A 22,053-nucleotide genomic window follows, 5' to 3' on the forward strand; every position below is an offset into this window, starting at 1 on the left:
AATAACGACATAAACGAGCGCTGTTTCCCAAAAATCTGCCGACTCATGCCGTATACATTGCATTTGCCGCGGCAGAATGGATGATGAAAAATGAATTTTGCGTACAGGAAGCTTTTCCGCGCTTTCGAAAATATCGAAAATGTCCGTACAGAATTTGCGGAGCCGGAAATCCAAATTGCAGAAATACAGCGGCTGCGGATGTGATTAACAGTTGAACGTTACGCGCCTCATAAACCCGTCCGCTGCCCGGCACGCATCAGCTTACGCCGTGAAAATACACCACCGCACCCCAAACCGATCAACAACATCCGCCATACAGTCACTGAAAACACACGGCCCTAACGGCACGCGGATAACACCGTTTTCGCACAATGCTTCATACGCCGCTGCAACAAATGACTCTTTTCCTTTTTCGTAATGGAGACAAAATTGCATGATGTTGCCGGTGTTGTCATTGATTCCGTCACTGTCATCTCTGTCGGCCACCGACAAAATATAACCATCCACGTCTAATTCGGAGTGAAAAACTTTTCCATCATCCGTGTTGTGGATTTCCAATAGCGTTGCACCAAATGCTTTTTCATACAGCCGGATTGCATCCGCGGCACCGTTTACGTAGACTTGCAGCATGACTCGTTCCATAATTTTTCCTCTTTCTTTTGTAAAATTTATTCCTTTGCATCATAAAGCTTCTTCATTAACCGAATATCGGATTTCAATACTGTCGCTCACAAAATAGTTATCATCTCCGCCGGGAAGTGACCAGTTCACGCTTACGCTGTCCGGCTGAAAGTAACCGTTTTGCTCTTTGTAGTCCGAATAAAGAACATACCACGGCGTCAGTGCACCGCCTTTGCCGTTGTCGTCCATGTAGCGGTCATCCGTATCAAAGCGAATAATGTTTCCGCATTCGTCAAAGGAGAATCGTCCTTTTGAAGAGACACCTTTCCAGCGAATCTCGCCTTCGACAGTATGGTCGTCCGTCTCACGCCAAGTAATGAAATCCTGCAAGAACAACGACGGCATAAAGACGGCATCTGCAAGGGCGGTGACAAGCTGGGCCCGATCCATTTCAGGACCGGTGACATGGAAAAGCTGAAACACTTTAGCAAATGTAACCGTCATTGACCCGTGTCCGTCAAGTATACTGTCTTTGCCGTTTAGCGGAAGCCCGGCCATTCGGCCTGTGAGGAACGCGTGACGATCGGGCCTGTATGCAAAATTGACCTGCATAAATTCTATATTCATCGGCTTCGAATCCGGCGACATTCGGAACTTTGTGTTATGAAAACGAATGAGCATATTATCCATTAAAGGCTTGTTCAAATAACCGCCGTTGGCGATATGTTTCTGAAGCAGGGCGGGCAATCCGCGGATTCCGGTTTCAGTAAATAATTCCATTGATGCATTGGATACATTAGATGCATTGGATGCATTGCAGCTGTTCATTTCGGCAAAAGATGTTTTCACATCGGACAGATACGCCTTCCATAGCTTCCTGCCGGATTTAATCAAAAAAATCAAGATTGCGGCCGCAGCAATCAGCACTATTACGAGCCAAAGCATAGAATGAACCTCCTTACTGCATTATTATTAAAAATTTTTCAAAATTTAAACCGTTCGAAGCGCGTCCACAGGATTCATTTTTGCCGCCCGCCTTGCCGGATAAACACCTGCAATGATGCCGATAATCATGGAAATCAGAATTCCCAAAAACAGCATACTGAGCGGAAAAGAAGCAGGCATCTCGAGCAAAAGCGCGCCGGCGTATGAAATAATCAATCCGATCATCGCGCCGATAAATCCGCCGGCACCGCTGATGATAACGGACTCAACCAAGAAAAGAGCCATAACATCTTTGGACGTATAGCCGAGTGCTTTTAAGGTTCCGATTTCTTTTGTTCTTTCAGTCACGGTCACAAACATAATGTTCATGATGCCGACGGAACCGACGATTAAAGAAATGCTGCCGATGGCAAGCAAAAAGTATTGAATCGTTGAGGTCATCGTGTTGACTTCCTGAATTAAGTCCGCCTGATTGATGAAATAAAGCGGAACAGCGCTTCTGTTATCATATTCGCGCTGAGAAATGCCCAAATTGCGCATCAGATTCAATTTGATTTCCTCTTCGGCTTCATCAAGAGCTTCCATCGATTCGGCTGTTGCGTAAACGCTGCTGTAAAAGTCCTGTCCGGTCATTTCCTGCAAAACGTCAATCGGAACGTAAATTGTTTTGTAAGACCCGATTGTCACCATCGATACCGGCGTTTCCATGACGCCTTTGATCGTAAATGTCCGCGTCACATCTTCATTGTCTTCATTTTTAACGGTTAATGTAATGCGGGAACCTGTTCCGATTTCATTCTTGAATTCATCAACGGCCGTATCGTGGCCGATGACCGCCATAAACGTGTCTTTGTCGCTGATGAAACTGCCTTCTTCGATGGTTACAGACGTGACATTCTGATAATCTTCGGTGACACCGTATATTTCAATCGTTTTCGTCTCCCCCATAAATTCAACATCCGCTGATGCGCTGATGAGCGGGGAAACATCCACCACGCCTTTTGAATTCCGAATGACATCAATCTGCTGCTCATGCAGCAAATCCGCTTTTGTCGCGCCGATTGCAATATAATTGGAACCGCTGGCATCCATTTCACTGTTGAAATAATCGCTGAAACTGCCGCCGAGCGTGAGTGTTGCAATAACGGCGGCAATGCCGATGATAATGCCGAGCGCCGTCAGCCCCGAACGCAGTTTGGAACTTTTCAGGCTGGCAACCGCCATGTCAATGCCGTATGTCAGATCAATCATAATGTATCCTCCGTCCTTCGTTTTCTCGGCCGCTGTAAATTTCAGATCTCATCATTGATCCCTCAGCGCGTCAACCGGATTCATTTTGGCCGCGCGGTACGACGGCTGGGCGCCGGCCAAAACGCCGACGACAACGGACAGACCGACACCTGCTAAAATGCTGGTGACCGGAAAGCCCATCGGAACGCCCAGCAGCGCCGTCAGAATGTAGGCTGCAAGCAAACCGACAACCGTTCCGATAATGCCGCCGAGAATGCTGATAATGATGGATTCGATGACGAACATCATCAGAATATCCCTGGCCGAATAGCCGAGCGCTTTTAAAGTGCCGATTTCTTTCGTCCGTTCGGTAACGGTGACAATCATAATGTTCATGATGCCGACCGCGCCGACAATAAGAGAAATGCCGCCGATGCCGACCAGGAAATACTGAAGCGTTGCCGTCACGGTTTGGAATTGTTCCAGCATTTCGATTTTATTGAACGTCGTAAACGGCACTTGACTGTCGTTTTCTGCGATGTCGCGTTCGGAAACGCCCAAGTTGCGGGCCAGACGCCTTTTGATTTCATCTTCCGTTTCGTTAATTGTATTCACGTCGTCAACAATAGCAGTCATGACATTGAAATCCGTCCGCCCGGACATTTTCTGCATCGTGTGAATCGGAATGAAAATCGAATTCTGCCCGTAAGAATAGCCGAGTTCGGAATCGGAACCGGCAATGCCGATTACTTGGAAAGATTCGGTCACGTAATCTTTGGTGTCATAATTGTAAACGGAAATGTCAACGGAACTCCGAACGCCGATTTCATTCCGGAACGAATCTTCGGCAATCCCTTTTCCGACAACGGCAACGTAAGAATCTTTATCCGTGAAGAAACGGCCGTCGGTAAAATTCATTTCCATGACGTCGGCCATGCTTTCATTCGTCCCGATAATCGATATGTTCTGCTCTTCATTTGAAAACCGAACAACGCTTGTCGCGCCCCATTCGATTGTGACGCTTTCAACGCCGGCGGTATTCGCGACAAGATCCGCCTGCTGCTGGTAAAAAATGCGTTCTTTCGTCGAATAAATTTCAATATACGGCGGGCCTTGATCCATTTGCGTATTGACGTAACCGCTCATGCTGTCGCCGAGTGTGAAAACAGTGATGACGGCGGCAATGCCGATAATGATACCGAGCGCCGTCAGCCCCGACCGGAGCTTGGAACTTTTTAAGCTGGCAACCGCCATTGAAATGCAGTGAGACAAACTGATCATTTATCGAGCCTCTAGCGTATTTATGAGAATTGTTTTGAAAAAAAATGAAAAAACTGCTGCCGTTCAAAACGGCAAGCATCGCAGTCAAACCAGAATCAATTATTCTTTTTTGCTCTTTTTGGCATCTCTTTTTTCCTTGAATTGAGCTTTCTGAAGTTTCAAATAATCAATCAAAGAAATGTTTTTCTTTTTCTTCAAATAGAAATGCGAAGCAACCGCGGCAATCAAAAGAATGATGATCAAATAAACAATGTATGTTCCGATTCCGGAAGACTGTTTGATAACCTGGCCGATGTCCAGCGTGATGCTGTCTTCGTGCGCGTTGTCGCCGTTATAGTAAACCGCTTTAAACTCAACATTTGAGTCGCCCGCGCCTTGCGAAATATTGAATTTGGCCGTGTACAAATCGTCGGGTTTCATTTCGCCGATGAAGTATTCGGTCGGGTAAAAGGACATGCCTTCCGCGACCGGAATGATGGAAACGCCGCGGACAGTTCCCTGATGGTAGTTGACAATGTCGATTTCAATGGTTTTTCCGGCGGCAGATGCGGAAGCGGCTTTGGACTGAATGGCTTTGATGCCGGATGAGTCGACTTTGATTTCCACATTTCTCTTAATGTTGTATTCGTAAGTGCTTGCGGTGACGTTTAATGTCAAGAGATAAGTGCCGTCTTCTGTGTCTTCGGGAACGCTGATGCGGAACGGTATGGAAATGTTGTCGCCCGGTGCGATGATTCCGAGATCGTTGACGGCTTCGCTTTTAACGATAATATTATCTTTTGAGTAAAGATCGGCCGACTGAATTCTGGCATTTGTCGTGAGGGTTTTGTTGTTGATTGAAACGGTTTGATTGGTCGCGTTGTTTTTTAAAGTGACCCAAACAATTCCTTCATCTCCCGGCATGAAAACTTCGGGCGTACTGGTGACGCTTTCAACAATGAGCGTTCCGCGGTTGTCGGAATCAACAATGCCGCCGATGCCGACCGTAAATTTCTGTTCAATCCAGGCGCTTGCATTGCCTTCTTTGTAGCGGACCGTTAAATCGCGCGGGCCGTCGGGGGCGTCGCTTGCGACATACATGACATATTCATGATACACTTTGGAACCGGCGTAAATATTTGAATATGTTTTTGTAGATTCGGAAGACGAAGCGGAAAAGACGCCGTCGGAAACGACTTGAACGGTCACATTGTTCAGCGTGCCGTCGCCGATGTTTTCAGCTTGAATCCAAAAGCGGATTTGCTGTCCGGGCTGAGCGGGATACGGTGTCTGATCCACCAATGTAATTTTCAGTCCCGGAGCGGCCGATACGGTCCCCGAAAAAAGCGCAAGGATAAGCATTAATGCGAGGAGAATTCGAAGTGCAGAGTTCATCTTTTTTGACATTCTTTCACCTTAATAAAAATTAAAACACTGCAGATACGCCGAAAACGGCATCCCAAAGTTCTAATGTTTACCAATAATTTGAGTAGAGTTTACAATGAATACTTATATAATTTTCCCTTTAAATTCATAATAGTTTAAATAATATTGTACGATTAAAATTAAAAATAATCGGAAACGGCACAAATTTAAAATGAAATACAATTTTTTAATTTGTATTTAAAAATTCAAAGTTCAGAATTTCAAAATTTAAAGATGCCGCTTTGTATGAATTCTTCAATTTTAAAAACTTTCAAAAATGAGAAATTATGGCATTCACAATTCGAAAACTGAAAACGGATGAAGAAATCAATGATGTTGCCGCTTTGGCAAAAGAAATTTGGACGGAACATTATGTCCCGTTAATCGGCGCGGCGCAGACGGAATATATGATTGCCGTTTTTCAGTCGGCATCCCGGATCAAAAGCGATATCGCCGAAAAGAATTACAGTTATTTCGCGGTCTTTCCGGACGGCAGCAATGAACAAATCGCCTACCTGGCGCTTCAGCCCGATGACAAAGGTGTTTTTCTCAGCAAAATCTATGTCAAAAAGGAATATCGCCGGCAGGGCGCTGCCAAAATGCTGACGGATTTTGCATTGGATTTCGCAAAAGAAAGTACCCGAATGCCGGATTCCGTTTACGCCAAAACAAAATACGCTCGGCCGCGTCTTTGGCTGACCGTCAACAAAGGAAACGCGGGATCCATCGAATTTTACAAAAAAGTCGGCTTTGTCATTGACAAAGAAGCCGTCACGGATATCGGCAACGATTTCTACATGAACGATTACATTATGACGCTGTATTTTGAAGCCGAAGAATAATAAAAATAAAAATTAAAGTAAATTCTCGGCCGTTTTCCATGATTTCCGGACATAATCGGGAAAATCGCCGTGTTCTTTCGCGTAATTTTCCAAAAACTGTTTCGTTTTCGGATCGGACGGGTAGCCGCTTCCGAAATCAACGTTTTCTTTTTTCTTGATATCTTCAATCAATTCGTCACGGCGGGTTTTTGCAAGAATCGAGGCGGCCGAAACAACGGGGCTGAGCGTGTCGGCTTTGTGTTTGGAAATGTATTCAATTTTATCCGCCCGCTCTTCGAATTTTTTGGCGTACTCGTCGTGAACGCGGCGCGCGAACCGTTCTTCTGAAACGTCGGCGGCATCCAAAAAGACAACAGTGAACGCTTTGTCTTCGGGAATCGAAAGTTCTTCCATCACCTTTGAAAAACACAAAACCATGATTTCATTCATCGTCATGATTTTGCGCAAATCATCGATTTGCTTCGCTTCAACTTCATAGATGTACCAGGATGTCACGTATTTTTTAATCGAAACAGCCAATTGTTCTCTTTTTTTGGCGGTGAGTTTTTTAGAATCGGCAACGCCCAAATTTTTAAGCTTTATTTCCTGCTCTTTTGTCGCGCAAACGCCGGCAATACACATCGGGCCGATGACGGGCCCTTTTCCTGCTTCATCAATTCCCAATCTTATGTCCGGCATTTCTTTTTCTCCGATTCTTTTTGAGTATTATATTGTTCTTTCTCTTTTATGTTTTATGGTTTTTGTTTTCTTTTTCCTTTTTGTTTTCTTTTTGTTTTCTTTTTGTTTTTTGTTTGTTTTCTTTTCATTTTTATTTTTGAAAAACCGAGGTGCGGTTTTCATCGGTCATTTTTGAAATTTGTGCCGTTCGCGCGCGGCGCGCGGACCGCAGCGCATTCCGCCGGCAAACCGAAACGGCTTTTTTTAATAGGAGAAAGGCATTAGGAGTTTTATATGACCCGCATCATTCCGGAAGACGAGCGTTCGTCCGAACCGCTCGACACTGAAAATATTATTCATCATCCCGATATGGAACGCGCAAATGAATGGATTGTAACCGAATACGAGATACCGGAGCGCAAAATCTGCATCTTCGTGCCGTGTTCGAAGAAAAAACCGTATCATACAAGTCCGTCCCATCAGAAGTTTGATGAAATTATTTATTCCAAATTGGATGACCAAGATGTTCACATCGTTACGTTCGGAACCTGCGGTGTCGTTCCGAGAGAGCTGGATGTCGAATATCCGTTCATGAATTATTCTTTCATGATGGGACAGTGTAATGTCGCCAAAGTCAAGCGCGACTTCTTAAAAACAGAAACAAAGCGAATTTCCGAATACTTGGAAAAAACAAAAGACAACTATGACTGCAGAATTGCATACTGCATCGGCGATTTCCGCGAAGCGATGATAAAAGCAGCCGAGCAGACCGGAATTCCCGTACAGATTGTTCCGAAATCCGAAACGATTGAGCGCAATATTCAGCCGAATAAAAAATTCATTTACAACAGTCTTTCCTGTTCAGATTATCTGGGAGATTTTTCTCAGGCAATCAACGAAGCCGCGGAAAAAACAGGGTTGCCTTTAAAAGATGCAAATCGAGTCCCCGTCTTTGAATCGGGCGACGATTCGGGAGATACGGAATGGTATGAATCTTAATAAATTTTGAATTTATGAAAAATTATGAATGACCATTTGAATTTTGAATAAACTTTAAATTTAAATTATCTTTGAATTTAAATTATTAATGTAAAACATAAATTAATGTAAAAAATTAATGTAAAACATAATTAATGTAAAATATTAATGTAAAATATAATTTTAAAATTCTGAGATTTGAATTTCATGATTTTTTTTCATTCAATATTTGTATGAATTTCGATGAAATTAAATTTCAACGTTTTTTATAATCTCTTAAAATTTTATTTTACCTCTTGTTCTTTCCTCAAATCCATAATATTACACGAAAAACTTTTAAATGTTGTTTGTCTTTAATATGCAACCGATAAAATCAGTTTCTAACGCCGTTGTAATTTTCAAACAACGCTTTAAAATCGGACTTATTCTCATTTTTACAATCGAAACATTCAAATCCTATCTTCGCCAATTATACAATACGGTTAAATTCGGTAAATAATTTTATTTCTCGAAAAATTACCAAAAACGATTATATGGCTTGATTTGAGGCTGCAGCAGCACCTTTCCGAAAAGCCGGGCCGGAATGGGGATTTTCCGGCGGCAGATTTTATTCGGATTTTGCAGTTTTTAAAAACCGTTACTTCGTTGATGTTATGGAGGTTACATCAATATGAAATCGTGTTTAATTGATACAATTTTTCTTTCCGATAAACGGAAAAACCTGCTCCTTCTGTTGCTTGAAGGACCGCAGACATCTGATGATATCAAAGATAAGCTGAACGTAAATTGGGGGGCGATGATTCCGCAGATTAAAAAATTAGAGGAATGGGATCTCATCACCAGCAAAGACCGCGTCTATTATTTAACAGATATGGGACGGGCCATTGCAAACAATTCAAAACAGCTTTTAAACATTCTTTGCGTCTATGAAAACAACCAAAAATATTGGGCGACACACAATCTTTCCGGCATTCCGCCGCAGCTGCTTGACAGAGTCGGCGAACTCGGACCGGCGCAGCTTTTGGAATCCGATTTAGCGCACGTCTTTGACGCCAATAAAGATGTGGTCGACGCCATGATTAACGCGACATTCTGTGTCACGCTGTCCAACTTTTTCCAGCCGCAGTACAATAAAATGTACAACACCATGATTAAGAACGGCTGTGATTTGACGCTGATTTATTCTCAGTCCGTCTTTGACAGAATTTTGTCAGAATACGTTTATGACGGCACATCCGAACAGGACGACGTCAAATTCCTGGACTGGAAAAATGCAAAATTCTATGTCATTCCAGACGGCCTCGGCATTACCGAAATTTCCGTGACAAATGAAATCGCTTTGCTCGGCTTGTTTGACAGCGACAGCAGGTTCGATTCCAGATATATTTTGAGTCGCGGCGACCGCGCACGCAACTGGGGTCTGGAACTCTGCGACCGGCTTTCCGAAGGCGGCAGAAGAATTGAAACAAATATTAAAGATTAATTTTTTTAATAAAATTAAAAACTGATTCGTCAGTTTTAACACATTTTTATTTTTTATTTTTGTTTTTAATGTCAGCCGAGGCTGTCGGATTCATAACTTTGTTATTCCTTTGTTATTCGAATCCTTCCGAAATCATTTTTTTACATCTTTCCAAATCTTCGGGCGTGTTGACATTCATTGCCAGCCGCGGATCGTCGACAATATAGTTGTAATCCGGCTGTTCGTTGTTGATGTCCGACGCATCCAGAATGTTAATGCCGGTCGGAACGATCAGTTTCGTATTTTTATTAAAAACGGTGTCCGGACGAATTCCGATTTTTTTGCAGAGCGCAATCGGGACATAAACCGAAAGCGCCGGTTCTTCGCACGTTTCGTATTTGTTTAAAACGTCGTCGATGATATCTGACCGCACCAGCGGCAAATCACACATGACCACCATCACGGGGCCGATTAAGCCGGCCGTTTTAATCGAATAAATCATGTCGCCGACATAACTGCCTTCCGCCGCTTCAATCAAATGAAGTCCCGGATATTGGGTTTCAATCAATTTTTTTGTTTCAGGCGTTGCCTGCGTGACGGAAACATAAATTTTTCCGATGCCTTTCGCTTCTTCAAGCGCTTCGATGATGTATGAAATCAAAGATTTGCCGTTTAATTCGATGCAGGATTTTTCACCGCATCCCATACGCTGTGCCAGGCCTCCGGCCATAATTAAAGCGTCCAAAACATCCCTCCGTACAACAGGAAAAGAAACACCGCAACAGATGCGATTGTGACCGCGCGGCCGACTTCATTTGAAGTACCGATGCCGTCGCCGTTCAAACCTTCAAAATGGCGGTTGCTGATTCTTAAAATAATAAATGCCGCAAGCGTCGAAGCCGCCAGTGCGATCAAACCGATAAACCCGAGCAGAACAAAAGAAACAACGGCCGTAAACACAATGCCGATGGTAAAGTTCTTCCGCGTGCCGCCGGCAATCGTCATCGACCCCAGCCCTTCGCTGAATGATTTGCCGAATGCCGCAATCGTCAGCATCGACTGTTTGCCGCAGGTTTCGGCAAGCGTCGCCGTCAGCGCCATCATTGACGCCGTTATAATCGCTGATCCCCACGCGCCCGATAAGTCGGATGCGTACACGGCCGAACAGACATATGTCCAAAGTCCCGCAAAAACAGTCGGCGCGCCGATAATTTCGGGGACGATGCTTTCAAGCGCATACAAGGACGAATAAAAGAAAAGCATCAGCAAAACCGCAAAAGCGACGCCGCCGATTCCGAGAGACATGTCTTTGAGCGCTTTTCTTTTCTTTTCCAGCGAGCCGTGGGCCGTCATGCCGTCGCCCAAGTCGGCCACGCCGTCTAAATGGTTAAACCAGATGATGCCGTAAACCGCCGCCATGACCGCAATAATTGTCAAAGGAGACGGCAGAACGATTTCGGCGATAAATGTGATGATTCCGATTAAAATGCCGAGACAGAAGCCGACAATCGGATACATGTAAAGGCGCTTCATCAGCGCGTCAATGCCTTCCATTGTGATGCCGACGGGAATGACGGACAAGAATCCGAATCCGGCTTTAAACGCTTCCCAAATCGTCATTTTTTCGCCTCACTGTCCGCGTCAATCATTGCGCGCGTGTACATGTTGGCAGAAACGCCGCCGAGAAGGCCGCCGATAATGTCGTCCATAAACATGCCCAGCTCTTTTAAAATGCCCGGCTTGTTTTTGTCAAAGCGGACGAATTCGAATTTTCCTTTGGTGCCGCCGATATATCCGGCAACGGCTTCGCCGAGGATTTCGTCGGCGATGATGAATGAAAGGTCCTGTTCAAACGATTTTTTGCTGAGGCCGGGAAGATTTCCTTTCTGCCCTTCTTTTTCAAGCAGAAGCGCCGTGTAAATCAAAAGCTGAAGATTGGAATCGCGAATCGCCGCATCAAACTCTTTTTTAAAGACGGCGCGGGCTTTTTCTTCGGTTTCAATGCCCGGGTGAGGAACATAAAATTCCATTGCGGTATTTTCCATATCGGTATATGTAATGCCGAATTCTTCCAAAACATCGGTAATGTTTCGGGAGGCTGCTTCCTCAATGACATCCGGCTGATTTTTCTTAAAGCCGTCATCAATATTTGACAATTTCATTTTCCGTTTCTCCCTCTCTTTTATCAGTATTCCTGTCCTCGTTTTTTCATCTTTTACCGTTTCTTTTATTCTTTTTTTCCGTTATTTTATTCGTTTTTTCATTTCATTCGTTTTTCTTCAATGTTTTTTCTTTAAACACCGTTTGTTCTTTTATTTATTTTCCTTGATATTCCTGATTTTATTTTAAATCCATGAAGCGGCATACCATAAGACCGCGATTGCCAAACATCCGGCAGCGGCGGTGATGACGGATGTGAGAATAATCAGAATCGACACTCTTGAAATGTCGGCGGCTTCGGGTTCTCGGTATTCGCCGCCGATGATGTAAGTATCGGGTTTTTCAAAACGGATTTGAAGCGCGCCGGCTGCCGCTGCCATCGGCCATCCGGAATTCGGTGACGGCGTTGCTTTGTTTTCCCGAAACGCGCATTTCAGGCCGTCAATCGGTTTTAATTTCTCCAAATTGCCGCTCATAAAATTTGAAATACCCGCGCCGACGGCAATGAAAATCGGCGACAGCCGTGCCGGAATCCAGTTTAAAAAATCATCGAATTTCGCGGAAAACCAGCCGAGCTGAATGTATTTTTCATTTTTGTAGCCGACCATCGAGTCCAGCGTGCTGGCCGCTTTGAACAGATAAGCGGCGGGCAGACCGAACGGGCCGAGAACAACATAAAAGAAAACCGGCGTCAGCATGGCATCCACATAATTTTCAGAGATCGATTCGACAACAGCGGATACAATCTGACTTTTACTGAGCTTGGACGTGTCGCGGCTGACATAAGTAATCAGTTCCTTTCGGACGGTTTCAATATCATTGTCCAATTTGTCTTGGATTTCCTTTGCCGGCTGAACCATGCATTTGACGGCGAATGTCGCTTTCAGGAAGAACGCCTGAATGAGAAGACCTGCCGCATACGGCATGTATTTCCAATGCGCGATCAAAACAACGCAGATTCCCAGCAGAACCGCAAAAGCAATGACTGTCAGCGCCATTGCGATGCCGTACGCCTTTCTGTGTGTTTTCGGGGCTTTGGATTTTAAAAAGCCGATGAGTTTTCCGATCCAAACGACCGGATGAACGGCCGACGGCGGCTCTCCGAAAACCAAATCGATTAAAATCGCCAGAAGCAGAACCAAAATCAGTTCTGTCGGCGCATATGTAAACGCGTCCGATAAATATTGGTGAAGCGGGGCAATTGCCTGATAAAATTCAAAAACCATTGTTTTCGGCTCCTCACGAGTCTGACAGATTATGATTCAGATCCTTTCGCCTTTCTTGCAGGCTTCGGATTTTTATCATTTTCTTCTTTGATTTTCCGGCACAAAGCAAGAACTTGATCGCTGTCCCGCTCTTCCATAATCGGCAGAATGATTTCTTCCCATTCTTTCTTGAGAATCTCTTCCGTTTCGTCTTCTTCCATGAGGCCTTCCATCATTTTTTCAACGACGGGAGAAATGTGCGGGATGTAGCAGTCCACGCAGCTCCAGACTTGACCGCCTTTGGAACTTTGAATGTATTTGCCGCCGCCTCTGTCGTCACCGCAGGGGTAGAACGGACAGTAGCAGAAGGTGCAGTCCTGGCCTTCAAAGTGGCAGGGATAATATTCACAGGTTTCTCTTTTGTTCTGCTGACGGCCGGTTTTGTGAATCATCAGCGCGGATTTCAGTTCATTGTCCGCGAAATCTTTGGCCCATTCGTCAAAAACAACGGAAATGGTTTGAATGAATTTTTCATTTTCGGGACGGGTTCTGACGGCGATTCGAATGTAATCTTCGCCAAGGCCCCGAAATGAAATGCAGTTGCGGATTAAGATGCCGTTTTTGGCAAAGCGTTCGGCCAGCTCGGTGGATTTAATCGTCCGTTCGCTGATATCGACCAATAAGAAATTTGTCGTTGCCGCCCCCGGTTTAAAGCCCCAGATTTTGGACAGCTCGTCTTTTAAGAAATTGGCTTCTTTTAAGATTAAGTCACGCGATTTTTTCAGGTAGTCGCTGTTTGCGCCGCCGTCCATTGACAGGAGCGCAACGGCTGTTTTTTCCTGAAGCGGGCTGAGATTCCAGGAGAGGCGGGCGTTGTTCAGCGCTTCGGCAATTTCTGCCTGCGCAATGCCGAATCCGAGACGGATGCCCGGGATTTCAAAGCATTTGGTCAAAGACCGCATGATAAAAACGAATTTGTGATCTTTCGCCAAATCGGCAACAGATTGCTGCGGATCGGAAAGTTCGATAAATGCTTCGTCCATGAAAAGGACTGTTTCTGATTTTTCGCAAATCTCGGCCAGCTTGATTAATTCTTCGCGCGTGCGGAGAGCGGCGATCGGATTGTTCGGGTTGCAGATGAACAGGATTTTTGCGCCGATTTCTTTTAATTCTTCGGCGGTCAATGTGCCGACTTGCTCCTGCGGGATGTAAACGATTTCAACGTTTTGGAGCCGGCATTGGATTTCGTATTCTCCGAATGTCGGGTACGGAATGATGACTTTGTCGCCTTCATTTAAAACGCATTGACAGAATAAGCGGATAATTTCGGTGGATCCGTTTCCGGGAATGATATTTTCTTTGGTCAGGCGCGTGTCGGATTCAATTCCCGTATTGATGAACGCGGCAGCTGCTTCTCTGAACGGAATATATCTGTTGTCGGGATAGTTGTAGGAATCGGGATACGATTCTGCCGCGATCTTTAAAAAATCCAGGCCGTATTCCGGATGATCAAACGGCGTTTTGAAAGGATTGAGATTGGCGCTGAAATCCAAGATCTCACTTTCCGAAAGCCCGTACTTTTCGGCGCTCTCTTTAATTAACCCCCCGTGAAGACAACCTTGAAAACTCTGAATATGTTTTTTTAACGGATTCTGACTCATGGTTTATCTGGTATGGAATTGGGTTTTAACGTATATTAAGCTGTTCGTATTGCGGTTCATTTTAATTGTTTCTTTCGGAGACAGATGCCGAAAATCCAAAGAGTTCAAATCCACTTCTCTTTCAAGTGATCGATTGAATCGGGTTTTAATTTTGTTTTGGAATCTGCTTGGGTTTGTTTCAAATCTGTTTGATTTTTTTGAATTTGTTTTGAATTTGTTTGAATTTTTAAAATTTGTTTTAAATTTGTCTCAAATTTGTTTGATTTTTTGAATTTGTTTTGAATTTGTTTCAAATCTGCTTGGTTTTTTCAAATTTGTTTCGGATTCTTTTCCGAAACATAACTCTATATCAAAAAAGATCTTTTTTCCTGCATGGCTCGTTTTTCCGGAATTGTTTCAGATATTGACGGCACGCTGACGCATGACGACCGCCGTTTATCGGCCGAAGCGCTTCAGTCGGCGCATATGCTTTCGGGCAGAATTCCCGTTGTTTTGGCTTCCGGAAATACGCTTTGTTTTACGCGTGCCGTTTCAAAAATGCTCGGGACGCGCTCGCCTCTGATTGCCGAAAACGGCGGCCTGATTCTGCCGTTCTATGATTCGGATCCGATTCTGATTGAGCCCTGCCGGGACGAACTGAATGCCGCGCTCAATGTGCTTTCAAAACATTTCGATTTGACCGTTTTTGATTCCCGCGACAGAATCACGGACATTTCGTTTGCCAAAACGGTTGACAAAGAAGAAATTCTGCCGTACCTGTCGGATTTTCCGAACATTTACTTTGTCGATGCCGAATTTGCGTACCATCTGACAGATAAAAACATCTGCAAAAGCGACGGCCTCATCAGAACCGCAAAACTGATGGGCATGGACGCCAAAGATTTCGTTGCCGTCGGCGATTCGAACAATGACATCGACTTGTTCCAAGCCGCCGGATTTTCTTTTGCGGTTGCCAATGCAACGCCGGAAGTCAAAAAAGAAGCGGATTATGTCCTCACCAAAAAATTCGGCGCCGGTTTTGCCGAGGCGGTGGATTATTTGATTCAAAACGATTTGATCGAACTCGAAGACAACCGCCGGGATTTTTACGTTTTTTAATCAAAAACCGGGATGCGGTTTTGGAATCTTTTTTGAATCGGTGCGGCTCGCGCGCAGACAGCGGCAGCAGACAGCGACAAATGCAAACCTGACGGCAAATGCAAACCAGGCGGCAAATGCAAACCAGGCGGCAAATGCAAACCAGGCGGCAAATGCAAACCAGGCGGCAAATGCAAACCAGGCGGCAAATGCAAACCAGGCGGCAAATGCAAACCAGGCGGCAGCCGCCCCCGTTCGCGAAGCGAACGGCTGCTCAAAAAAGAAGCAGATGCATATGGAAACACCGGCCATGCTGCAAGACACTGTTGCTAAATGAAAGATTAAATGAGAGTGGAAAAACCGCAGAATTGGAATATAAATTTTCAAAAAGTTAAAGAAAAACGAACTCCGTTTTTTGATTCATTTCAAAAATTGATGCCGCTCGCGCGCGGGCAGCAGCGACAGGCTCAAAACAAAAACAAAAACAAAAACAAAAACAAAAACAAAAACAAAAGCAAAAACAAAAATAAAAACAAAAAAGCAAAGGCAAAAGGAATTGCAAAGCATGTTTGCTCAAGCTTTAAAAATGAAAATAAAAAATGAAAAGAGAAGGCGAAAATTATCTCGCCATGAAAGTTTTTGCTTTGTCTTTGTCAACAATAATGTAATCTTTGACGGCGCTGACGGCGCTGAACGGAATTAAGATGTAGTCTTCGTCTTTTTGGTATTTGGCAAGGTCCAAGCCTTCCGCGGGGCTGACGACCAAATCCATGATGGCGCCGGTTTTCGCGTTGATGTGAATGTCTTCGAGCGTTCCGAGTTCTTTGGCGTCGGTCGACATGATTTTTTTGTTGTCAAGCAAGCGCTTTGCATAATATTTCATTTCATTTCCTCTTTGAATTGGTGAAAAGTGAATTTTAATTGCAATATTGCAAAATTGAAAAATGACTTTACAGTTTGCAATTCATTACAAATTCTTTGCTTTATTAAAATCACTTTTATTTTATATACATTTTCATTTTGTGAAGCTTCTTTTTGTTTTACAGATTCATATTTTTCGCGTCGCTTTTTTTCAATTGTACGCGGTGAAATAATCATCATCGGGTTCGTCTTTGTGTTTAATGAAGTCTTCCATTTTTTCGTATTTCTCGTTCAGTTCTTCGCCGACGGACGGACGAATCACATCAAGCGCTTCGTCAAAGTCCGATTCGCCGACGACTTTAACATCCATATTCCGGCGAAGCGCCGTCATCACGGCTTCACGGCAGACGGCTTCGATGTCGGCGCCGGTGTATCCGTCGGTTTTGTCGGACAGAGCGTCAATACTGACATCTTCGGCAAGCGGCGTTCTTTTCAGATAAATTTCAAAGATGGCTTTTCTTCCCGGCAGGTCGGGGACACCGACATAAACCATTCGGTCCAGGCGGCCGGGGCGGATCAGCGCGGGGTCCAGCGTGTCGGGGCGGTTGGTTGCGGCAACGACGAACACATCTTTGAGGCGTTCGATGCCGTCCATCTCGACAAGCATCTGATTGAGCGTGCTTTCCGCGACCGAGCGCGTTCCGGCAGAGCCGCTTTCACGGGCGGTCGCAAACGCGTCGATTTCGTCAAAGAAAATAATTGTCGGAGAAGCTTGTTTGGCTTTTCGGAAGATTTCTTTCATAGCCTTTTCAGATTCGCCGACCCATTTGAGCAGAAGTTCGGTGCTTTTGATGCTGATGAAACTGGTTTCGCATTCGTTGGCAACGGCTTGGGCAAGCATGGTTTTTCCCGTCCCGGGCGGGCCGTAGAGGAGAATTCCTTTCGGCGGCTGAATGCCGAACTGCTCGAACTTCTCGGGATATTTGATCGGCCATTCCAGCGTTTCAATAATCTGCCGTTTCACCGTTTCCAAACCGCCGATGTCGCCCCATGTGATTTCGGGGATTTCGACATAAATTTCGCGAAGAGCGGACGGTTCGCTGTTTTTGAGCGCGCGCTCGAAGTCCTTGTTGGTGACGACAAGCGTTTCTAAGATTTCATCGCTCAGATTTTCATCCAAATCAACGGTCGGCGCGATTCTTTTAACGGCATTGAGCGCGGCTTCGCGGCAAAGAGCGGCTAAATCGGCGCCGACATAACCTTGCGTTTGGGCGGCCATTTCTTTGAACAGCTTTTTGGCATTCATTTCATACTGTTCTTTGGCGGCGCCCAGCTTTTTTGAATAATCGGCAATGGCTGCTTTATCAGCTGCTGCGGTTCCTTCGTCGGTAAAACCGTTTTCAACATGGTCTTTGGCCTGCTCTTTGGCTTTTCGAAGTGCCGCTTCGATTTTTCTGATCTTCGGATAGCCTTCCAGCGGCATGGCGCGCGCATGAATCCGAATGATTTCTTCCCTGCCGGCAGCGTCGGGCGCGCCGATCTCAATTTCTCTGTCGAATCGGCCGGGGCGGCGAAGAGCGGGATCGATAGAATGAATTCTGTTGGTCGTGCCGATCACGAAAACTTGAGTCGTGTCCATCATGCCGTCCATGACGGTCAGCAGCTGAGAGACGATTCTGCGCTCAACCTCTCCGGATTCTTCCCGTTTCGGCGCGATTGAATCGATTTCATCGATAAAAATGATTGACGGCGCATTTTTAGCGGCTTCGGCGAAAAGCTCCCGAATTTTTTCTTCGCTCTGGCCGTATCCGCTGCGCATGATTTCGGGACCCGCGATGTAATAGAAATTGGCGCCGATTTCATCAGCGACAGCACGGGCGATAATTGTTTTTCCGGTTCCGGGAATTCCGTGAAGAATGAGGCCTTTGGGCGGACTGATTTTCAGGCGCTTGAAGAGGCGGGGCTGTTTCATGGGAAGCTCGACCGCTTCACGAATTTCGGCCAGCTTGTCGCCGAGGCCGCCGATGTCTTCGTAGGAAATGTGTTTTTTGCGGTATCCTTCGGCGCTTTTCTCAAACGAGATCTGCGTTTCGTCGGTGACGACGACCATGGATTTGGACGGCGTGACCTGCGTGACCATGAATTCGACGGTCTGCTTTTTCATTTCCGGCTGGGACACGTCGTTTAAACCGAGCATGTCTTTTCGAACGGGAACGATGTCTTCTTTGACCAAATAACGCTCTCTTAAATTGTACCGAATTTTGTCTTCGATTTCCGGCGTCAGCGTCAGCCGTTCTTCTTCGAGCGGCGCAACCGTGATTTTTTTGGCGGGAACGACTTTTGCTTTTCGAATCGTGACGCGGTCGCCGACGGTAACTTTTGCGTTGTATCTTATGAATGTGTCAATCCGAACAGTGTCGGCGGTGGCGCCGTCCAAGATGTTTGCTTTCCAAACGCGGGCAACTGTCTTTCTTTCGCCTTCGATTTCGACGGGTTCGCCGACGGACAGATCCAAAGAATCCATCGCTTCCTGCGCCAGCGGAATGATTCCTTTGCCGAAATCATCGGTCGGATAAACTTTTTCGACTTCCATCTGCAATTCGTCGGCTTTTACCGCCTTTTTGGGGGCGGCAGGAATCTCCGGCTCTTCAAATTCGATAATCATATTATTCTTTTTCATAAAGTTTCCCGCTCAATTTTTGCTGCCGTTTCCGTTTCTAAAAACATCCGCGGCATTTCCTGTTTGGTAATGCTTCTATAAATGCGCTCGTTATAATTTATTTCTTTCGTATCTTTTTTTGCAGGAATCCTTTTGAAAAAAATACATTTGAAATGAGATGATTCTTCTAAAAACGGGCAGGGATTGAATCATTTAAAAATCGGGCTGTTCGCGCGCGGCGGTATGCGTCGGAACAGGAAAACAAAAAATGCCGGAAAAAAGAAAAACGGGAGCGAAAAACGGGAGCGAAAAACGGGAGCGAAAAACGGGAGCGAAAAGCCGGGCAAATAAAAAAGAATGAAAAGAATCAGCTGTGCGCCGATTCGTGTGTTTCGTGAGCGGCCAATTGTTCCATGACAACCAATTGTTCTTCTTTCATGTGCTGAACGAATTCAACGGCGGGAACGTCCAAAGTAATCTGCCCGTCGCGGATTGTGATAACGCGATCGGTTTGAACCGCCAATTCGTTGTTGTGCGTAATCATGATGATGGTGGAGCCGCTTTTGTTCAGCTCGCGGAAATAATCCATGACTTCGACGCTGGTTTTGGAGTCGAGATTTCCGGTCGGCTCGTCCGCGAGGAGAATCGCGGGATCATTAATTAAGGCGCGGGCGACTGCGACACGCTGACTCTGACCGCCGGAAAGTTCTGACGGCTTGTGCTTCATGCGGTCTTCCAGGCCGACCATTTTCAAAAGGCCTTTTGCTTTTTCCGGATAGTTGATGCTTTCTTTTTTGCTGGCGTAAGACGGAAGCATCACATTTTCGTAAGCCGTGAGCCTCGGGATGAGATTAAACTGCTGGAAGATGAATCCGATTTCCATGCCGCGCAAATGCGCCAGTTCGTTGTCGTCCAGCTGATTAATGTCCTGGCCGTTAACGGCAATAACGCCGGAAGTCGGGCGGTCCAGACAGCCGAGCAAGTTCATCAGCGTACTTTTGCCGGAACCCGACGGGCCGACGATTGCCACGAAATCACCTTCATAAACCTGAAAATTAACGCCTTTCAAAATGGGAACTTCTTCGTGACCCAAATAATAACTTTTGTAAACATCGCGGACATCGACGACGACTTTTCGGGAATCGGCTGTTTTTTCCAAAAGAATGCACCTTGTTTATTAATTTGATTTAATTTTATAATGATGATAGATGGAGTGAACACAATTGATTTAAATCTATCTCAATGTGAACCGGATTTAAAAAGAAAAGTTGACAATACAAAAAATGAATAGCAATACAAAAAATGAATGAAATGCAAGAAGAAGATGAAGAAGAAAGAAAACAAGAAAGAGAAGATGAAGAAGAAAGAAAACAAGAAAGAGAAGATGAAGAAGAAAGAAAACAAGAAAGAGAAGATGAAGGAGAAAGAAAACAAGAAAGAGAAGAATGAAGAAGAAAAAATAAGAAAGAGAAGAATGAAGACATAAGAAAAAGAACAGAGATATAAGAAAGAAGAGAAGAAAGCAAACAAAGACCTGAGAGAATATAAGAAACAGATACGAGAGTATAATTAGATATACATGAGATAGTATATATAAAAGTAAAACGATATTAATAATTGATCAGTAAACTGTTTAATAAAATAAACAGGAGAAATAATAAATGATTAAAAAACCCGTTTTAAAATTATTGAATGAACAAATCAACAAAGAATTTTACGCCGCCTACCTTTATTTAGGCATGTCCTCCAAATGCACGGAAATGAGCCGCGACGGCTTTGCGCAGTGGCTTCGCGTTCAGGCTGAAGAAGAAATCGAACACGCGATGAAAATTTATGATTTCCTCCACGAATCCGGTGAAAACGTCGACCTCCTTCCGATTGACAAGCCCGCGCTCAAAGGAAAAACACTCCTTGACTTTTTCAAACAGGCTTACGAACACGAACAACTGGTGACCGCTTCCATCAACAACATTATGGATGTCGCCGTCAAAGAAAAGGACTATGCGTCCCAAGTCTTCCTCCAGTGGTTCGTCACCGAACAAGTCGAAGAAGAAGACCAGACATCCAAGATTGTGGCTGACTTAACATTTGCCAAAAACGATGCCGCCGCAATTCTCGCAATCGAGAAAAAACTCGGTAAAAGAGAAGACGACGACTGAATTATCAAAAAACGTTAACATCAAAAACACGAACAACAAAAAACGCTGATAATAAGAGAGCAGGCAAGATTTAAAAAACGTTTGCCTGCTGTTTTATTTAATTTAGTATTTATTTTTGCATTTATTCTTGTATTTTAATTCTGTATCAATTCAGTGTTATTTTGCTTTCAATATTTATTTTTAAAAACGATTTCATCCAATGCTTTTCTCTCAGCAGTTCCCGGATCGGATTCATCCAAATGTCCGACCGCAACGACGGCCGTCAATTCAAAACTTCCCGGTGCATTTAAAATTTTTGAAACGCTCTCCTTGTTTTTCAAAATTTCACCCAGCCAGACCGCCCCGAGTCCCAGAGAATGCGCGGAAAGCAGAATATTTTGAATGCTTGCGCCGATTGCCATCAAATCTTTATCGCGGTTGTAAGAGGCATCCGTGTCCAAAAAAACGGCGATTAACAGCGGCGCCGACGCAACAATATCGGAATAATGCGTGAGTTCGGAAAGCCGCCGTCCGATTTCGCGGTCATCAACAACAATAAACCGCCACGGCTGATTGTTCAAACCCGACGGCGCGAATCGGGCGCATTCAAGCATTGTTAAAACCGCTTCATCCGAAACGGAATCGGCCGTATATTTGCGGACGCTTCGGCGGGAACAAATGGTTTCAATCGTTTCAATCGTTTCAATTATTTCATTTTGAATCAAAAAAACACATCCTGAAATTAAAATGTCAAATAAAGATGTCAAAAAAATATCAAAAAAATATTCAATTATCGGCTGTTTTTATTTCAGAATAATATAAATAAGTTTGACCGTAAATAGTGATTGGGAAATCAGGGAAAGGATTTTACA

General features: G+C 44.7%; 24 protein-coding genes. 7 read left to right on the forward strand and 17 right to left on the reverse strand.

Annotation, left to right across the window (positions count from 1 at the left end):
• Window positions 1-261 precede the first annotated feature (261 nt).
• Complete coding sequence (locus tag MmiAt1_RS01655) at window positions 262-642, reverse strand: VOC family protein (protein WP_318785170.1); 381 nt, start codon at window positions 640-642, stop codon at window positions 262-264.
• A 39-nt stretch (window positions 643-681) separates the two neighbouring features.
• Window positions 682-1,401: a DUF6544 family protein gene (locus MmiAt1_RS01660; RefSeq protein ID WP_318785171.1), complete on the reverse strand. Its 720-nt coding sequence runs from the start codon at window positions 1,399-1,401 to the stop codon at window positions 682-684.
• A gap of 7 nt (window positions 1,402-1,408) precedes the next feature.
• Here MmiAt1_RS01660 and MmiAt1_RS01665 point away from each other — a divergent pair, with 7 nt between their 5' ends.
• Window positions 1,409-1,573: a hypothetical protein gene (locus MmiAt1_RS01665; RefSeq protein WP_318785172.1), complete on the forward strand. Its 165-nt coding sequence runs from the start codon at window positions 1,409-1,411 to the stop codon at window positions 1,571-1,573.
• Between the two features lie 38 nt (window positions 1,574-1,611).
• On the opposite strand, the gene MmiAt1_RS01670 is transcribed toward MmiAt1_RS01665, so the two are convergent.
• The 3 genes from MmiAt1_RS01670 to MmiAt1_RS01680 all read right to left on the reverse strand — a co-directional run bounded on the left by MmiAt1_RS01670 (window position 1,612) and on the right by MmiAt1_RS01680 (window position 5,463).
• Window positions 1,612-2,817 carry an ABC transporter permease gene (locus MmiAt1_RS01670; RefSeq protein ID WP_318785173.1) on the reverse strand — a complete coding sequence of 402 codons (1,206 nt, stop codon included), beginning with the start codon at window positions 2,815-2,817 and terminating at the stop codon, window positions 1,612-1,614.
• A 51-nt stretch (window positions 2,818-2,868) separates the two neighbouring features.
• On the reverse strand, window positions 2,869-4,077 hold the full coding sequence (locus tag MmiAt1_RS01675; RefSeq protein WP_318785174.1) for an ABC transporter permease: 1,209 nt from the start codon (window positions 4,075-4,077) through the stop codon (window positions 2,869-2,871).
• A 99-nt stretch (window positions 4,078-4,176) separates the two neighbouring features.
• Entirely contained in the window at window positions 4,177-5,463 is a 1,287-nt protein-coding gene (locus MmiAt1_RS01680) for a COG1361 S-layer family protein (RefSeq protein ID WP_318785175.1), read from the reverse strand.
• Window positions 5,464-5,768: 305 nt separating this feature from the next.
• Here MmiAt1_RS01680 and MmiAt1_RS01685 point away from each other — a divergent pair, with 305 nt between their 5' ends.
• Window positions 5,769-6,323, forward strand: a complete 555-nt coding sequence (locus MmiAt1_RS01685; RefSeq protein ID WP_318785176.1) for a GNAT family N-acetyltransferase — start codon at window positions 5,769-5,771, stop codon at window positions 6,321-6,323.
• 12 nt (window positions 6,324-6,335) lie between these two features.
• Here MmiAt1_RS01685 and rnhB read toward each other — a convergent pair whose 3' ends face one another.
• A complete protein-coding gene (gene rnhB, locus MmiAt1_RS01690; RefSeq protein WP_318785177.1) occupies window positions 6,336-7,001 on the reverse strand; it encodes a ribonuclease HII in 666 nt (221 codons plus the stop codon).
• Between the two features lie 273 nt (window positions 7,002-7,274).
• Between rnhB and MmiAt1_RS01695 the strand changes: the two genes are divergently transcribed.
• Together MmiAt1_RS01695 and MmiAt1_RS01700 are read left to right on the forward strand one after the other, a co-directional pair.
• Window positions 7,275-7,979 (forward strand): DUF5591 domain-containing protein, encoded by a 705-nt coding sequence (locus MmiAt1_RS01695; protein ID WP_318785178.1) that lies wholly within the window; start codon window positions 7,275-7,277, stop codon window positions 7,977-7,979.
• A gap of 649 nt (window positions 7,980-8,628) precedes the next feature.
• Window positions 8,629-9,441, forward strand: coding sequence for a helix-turn-helix transcriptional regulator (locus MmiAt1_RS01700; RefSeq protein ID WP_318785179.1), 813 nt, complete (start codon window positions 8,629-8,631; stop codon window positions 9,439-9,441).
• A 112-nt stretch (window positions 9,442-9,553) separates the two neighbouring features.
• Here MmiAt1_RS01700 and MmiAt1_RS01705 read toward each other — a convergent pair whose 3' ends face one another.
• The 5 genes from MmiAt1_RS01705 to MmiAt1_RS01725 form a co-directional block, all read right to left on the reverse strand.
• The gene (locus tag MmiAt1_RS01705) at window positions 9,554-10,165 is read right to left on the reverse strand and encodes an NTP transferase domain-containing protein (RefSeq protein WP_318785180.1); all 612 of its coding nucleotides are present in this window, start codon (window positions 10,163-10,165) and stop codon (window positions 9,554-9,556) included.
• Window positions 10,153-11,040: an adenosylcobinamide-GDP ribazoletransferase gene (locus tag MmiAt1_RS01710; protein ID WP_318785181.1), complete on the reverse strand. Its 888-nt coding sequence runs from the start codon at window positions 11,038-11,040 to the stop codon at window positions 10,153-10,155. Before MmiAt1_RS01710 ends, MmiAt1_RS01705 begins: the two co-directional genes overlap by 13 nt.
• Window positions 11,037-11,582: an alpha-ribazole phosphatase CobZ gene (gene cobZ / locus MmiAt1_RS01715; protein WP_318785182.1), complete on the reverse strand. Its 546-nt coding sequence runs from the start codon at window positions 11,580-11,582 to the stop codon at window positions 11,037-11,039. Before cobZ ends, MmiAt1_RS01710 begins: the two co-directional genes overlap by 4 nt.
• Before the next feature lie 183 nt (window positions 11,583-11,765).
• A complete protein-coding gene (locus MmiAt1_RS01720) occupies window positions 11,766-12,806 on the reverse strand; it encodes a cobalamin biosynthesis protein (protein WP_318785183.1) in 1,041 nt (346 codons plus the stop codon).
• A 29-nt stretch (window positions 12,807-12,835) separates the two neighbouring features.
• A complete protein-coding gene (locus MmiAt1_RS01725; protein ID WP_318785184.1) occupies window positions 12,836-14,446 on the reverse strand; it encodes an aminotransferase class I/II-fold pyridoxal phosphate-dependent enzyme in 1,611 nt (536 codons plus the stop codon).
• Window positions 14,447-14,818: 372 nt separating this feature from the next.
• On the opposite strand from MmiAt1_RS01725, the gene MmiAt1_RS01730 reads away from it, so the two are divergent.
• Window positions 14,819-15,544 (forward strand): phosphoglycolate phosphatase, encoded by a 726-nt coding sequence (locus MmiAt1_RS01730; protein ID WP_318785185.1) that lies wholly within the window; start codon window positions 14,819-14,821, stop codon window positions 15,542-15,544.
• Here MmiAt1_RS01730 and MmiAt1_RS01735 read toward each other — a convergent pair whose 3' ends face one another.
• The 5 genes from MmiAt1_RS01735 to MmiAt1_RS01755 form a co-directional block, all read right to left on the reverse strand.
• Window positions 15,545-15,835, reverse strand: coding sequence for a hypothetical protein (locus MmiAt1_RS01735; protein WP_318785186.1), 291 nt, complete (start codon window positions 15,833-15,835; stop codon window positions 15,545-15,547).
• Window positions 15,836-16,142: 307 nt separating this feature from the next.
• Entirely contained in the window at window positions 16,143-16,406 is a 264-nt protein-coding gene (locus MmiAt1_RS01740) for a PRC-barrel domain-containing protein (RefSeq protein ID WP_318785187.1), read from the reverse strand.
• The gene (locus tag MmiAt1_RS01745) at window positions 16,403-16,624 is read right to left on the reverse strand and encodes a hypothetical protein (RefSeq protein ID WP_318785188.1); all 222 of its coding nucleotides are present in this window, start codon (window positions 16,622-16,624) and stop codon (window positions 16,403-16,405) included. Before MmiAt1_RS01745 ends, MmiAt1_RS01740 begins: the two co-directional genes overlap by 4 nt.
• Window positions 16,596-19,064, reverse strand: a complete 2,469-nt coding sequence (locus tag MmiAt1_RS01750; protein WP_318785189.1) for a CDC48 family AAA ATPase — start codon at window positions 19,062-19,064, stop codon at window positions 16,596-16,598. Before MmiAt1_RS01750 ends, MmiAt1_RS01745 begins: the two co-directional genes overlap by 29 nt.
• 346 nt (window positions 19,065-19,410) lie before the next feature.
• A complete protein-coding gene (locus MmiAt1_RS01755) occupies window positions 19,411-20,202 on the reverse strand; it encodes an ABC transporter ATP-binding protein (RefSeq protein WP_318785190.1) in 792 nt (263 codons plus the stop codon).
• 152 nt (window positions 20,203-20,354) lie between these two features.
• Here MmiAt1_RS01755 and MmiAt1_RS01760 point away from each other — a divergent pair, with 152 nt between their 5' ends.
• Window positions 20,355-20,492, forward strand: a complete 138-nt coding sequence (locus tag MmiAt1_RS01760; RefSeq protein ID WP_318785191.1) for a hypothetical protein — start codon at window positions 20,355-20,357, stop codon at window positions 20,490-20,492.
• A 212-nt stretch (window positions 20,493-20,704) separates the two neighbouring features.
• Window positions 20,705-21,202: a ferritin gene (locus MmiAt1_RS01765; RefSeq protein ID WP_318785192.1), complete on the forward strand. Its 498-nt coding sequence runs from the start codon at window positions 20,705-20,707 to the stop codon at window positions 21,200-21,202.
• A gap of 167 nt (window positions 21,203-21,369) precedes the next feature.
• Here the strand turns inward: MmiAt1_RS01765 and MmiAt1_RS01770 are convergent, their stop codons facing one another.
• Complete coding sequence (locus MmiAt1_RS01770; RefSeq protein WP_318785193.1) at window positions 21,370-21,906, reverse strand: nitroreductase family protein; 537 nt, start codon at window positions 21,904-21,906, stop codon at window positions 21,370-21,372.
• Between the last annotated feature and the right edge of the window lie 147 nt (window positions 21,907-22,053).

This window comes from Methanimicrococcus hacksteinii, from assembly GCF_032714515.1.
In the GTDB taxonomy this organism is placed as follows: Archaea; Halobacteriota; Methanosarcinia; order Methanosarcinales; family Methanosarcinaceae; genus Methanimicrococcus; species Methanimicrococcus hacksteinii.

Coding starts and splice junctions, on each gene's coding strand:
- MmiAt1_RS01655 (WP_318785170.1), bottom strand. CDS start 642: ATGGAACGAGTCATGCTGCAAGTCTACGTAAACGGTGCCGCGGATGCA.
- MmiAt1_RS01660 (WP_318785171.1), bottom strand. CDS start 1,401: ATGGAATTATTTACTGAAACCGGAATCCGCGGATTGCCCGCCCTGCTT.
- MmiAt1_RS01670 (WP_318785173.1), bottom strand. CDS start 2,817: ATGATTGATCTGACATACGGCATTGACATGGCGGTTGCCAGCCTGAAA.
- MmiAt1_RS01675 (WP_318785174.1), bottom strand. CDS start 4,077: ATGATCAGTTTGTCTCACTGCATTTCAATGGCGGTTGCCAGCTTAAAA.
- MmiAt1_RS01680 (WP_318785175.1), bottom strand. CDS start 5,463: ATGTCAAAAAAGATGAACTCTGCACTTCGAATTCTCCTCGCATTAATG.
- MmiAt1_RS01685 (WP_318785176.1), top strand. CDS start 5,769: ATGGCATTCACAATTCGAAAACTGAAAACGGATGAAGAAATCAATGAT.
- rnhB (WP_318785177.1), bottom strand. CDS start 7,001: ATGCCGGACATAAGATTGGGAATTGATGAAGCAGGAAAAGGGCCCGTC.
- MmiAt1_RS01695 (WP_318785178.1), top strand. CDS start 7,275: ATGACCCGCATCATTCCGGAAGACGAGCGTTCGTCCGAACCGCTCGAC.
- MmiAt1_RS01700 (WP_318785179.1), top strand. CDS start 8,629: ATGAAATCGTGTTTAATTGATACAATTTTTCTTTCCGATAAACGGAAA.
- MmiAt1_RS01710 (WP_318785181.1), bottom strand. CDS start 11,040: ATGACGATTTGGGAAGCGTTTAAAGCCGGATTCGGATTCTTGTCCGTC.
- cobZ (WP_318785182.1), bottom strand. CDS start 11,582: ATGAAATTGTCAAATATTGATGACGGCTTTAAGAAAAATCAGCCGGAT.
- MmiAt1_RS01720 (WP_318785183.1), bottom strand. CDS start 12,806: ATGGTTTTTGAATTTTATCAGGCAATTGCCCCGCTTCACCAATATTTA.
- MmiAt1_RS01725 (WP_318785184.1), bottom strand. CDS start 14,446: ATGAGTCAGAATCCGTTAAAAAAACATATTCAGAGTTTTCAAGGTTGT.
- MmiAt1_RS01730 (WP_318785185.1), top strand. CDS start 14,819: ATGGCTCGTTTTTCCGGAATTGTTTCAGATATTGACGGCACGCTGACG.
- MmiAt1_RS01735 (WP_318785186.1), bottom strand. CDS start 15,835: ATGGCCGGTGTTTCCATATGCATCTGCTTCTTTTTTGAGCAGCCGTTC.
- MmiAt1_RS01740 (WP_318785187.1), bottom strand. CDS start 16,406: ATGAAATATTATGCAAAGCGCTTGCTTGACAACAAAAAAATCATGTCG.
- MmiAt1_RS01745 (WP_318785188.1), bottom strand. CDS start 16,624: ATGATGATTATTTCACCGCGTACAATTGAAAAAAAGCGACGCGAAAAA.
- MmiAt1_RS01750 (WP_318785189.1), bottom strand. CDS start 19,064: ATGAAAAAGAATAATATGATTATCGAATTTGAAGAGCCGGAGATTCCT.
- MmiAt1_RS01760 (WP_318785191.1), top strand. CDS start 20,355: ATGCAAGAAGAAGATGAAGAAGAAAGAAAACAAGAAAGAGAAGATGAA.
- MmiAt1_RS01765 (WP_318785192.1), top strand. CDS start 20,705: ATGATTAAAAAACCCGTTTTAAAATTATTGAATGAACAAATCAACAAA.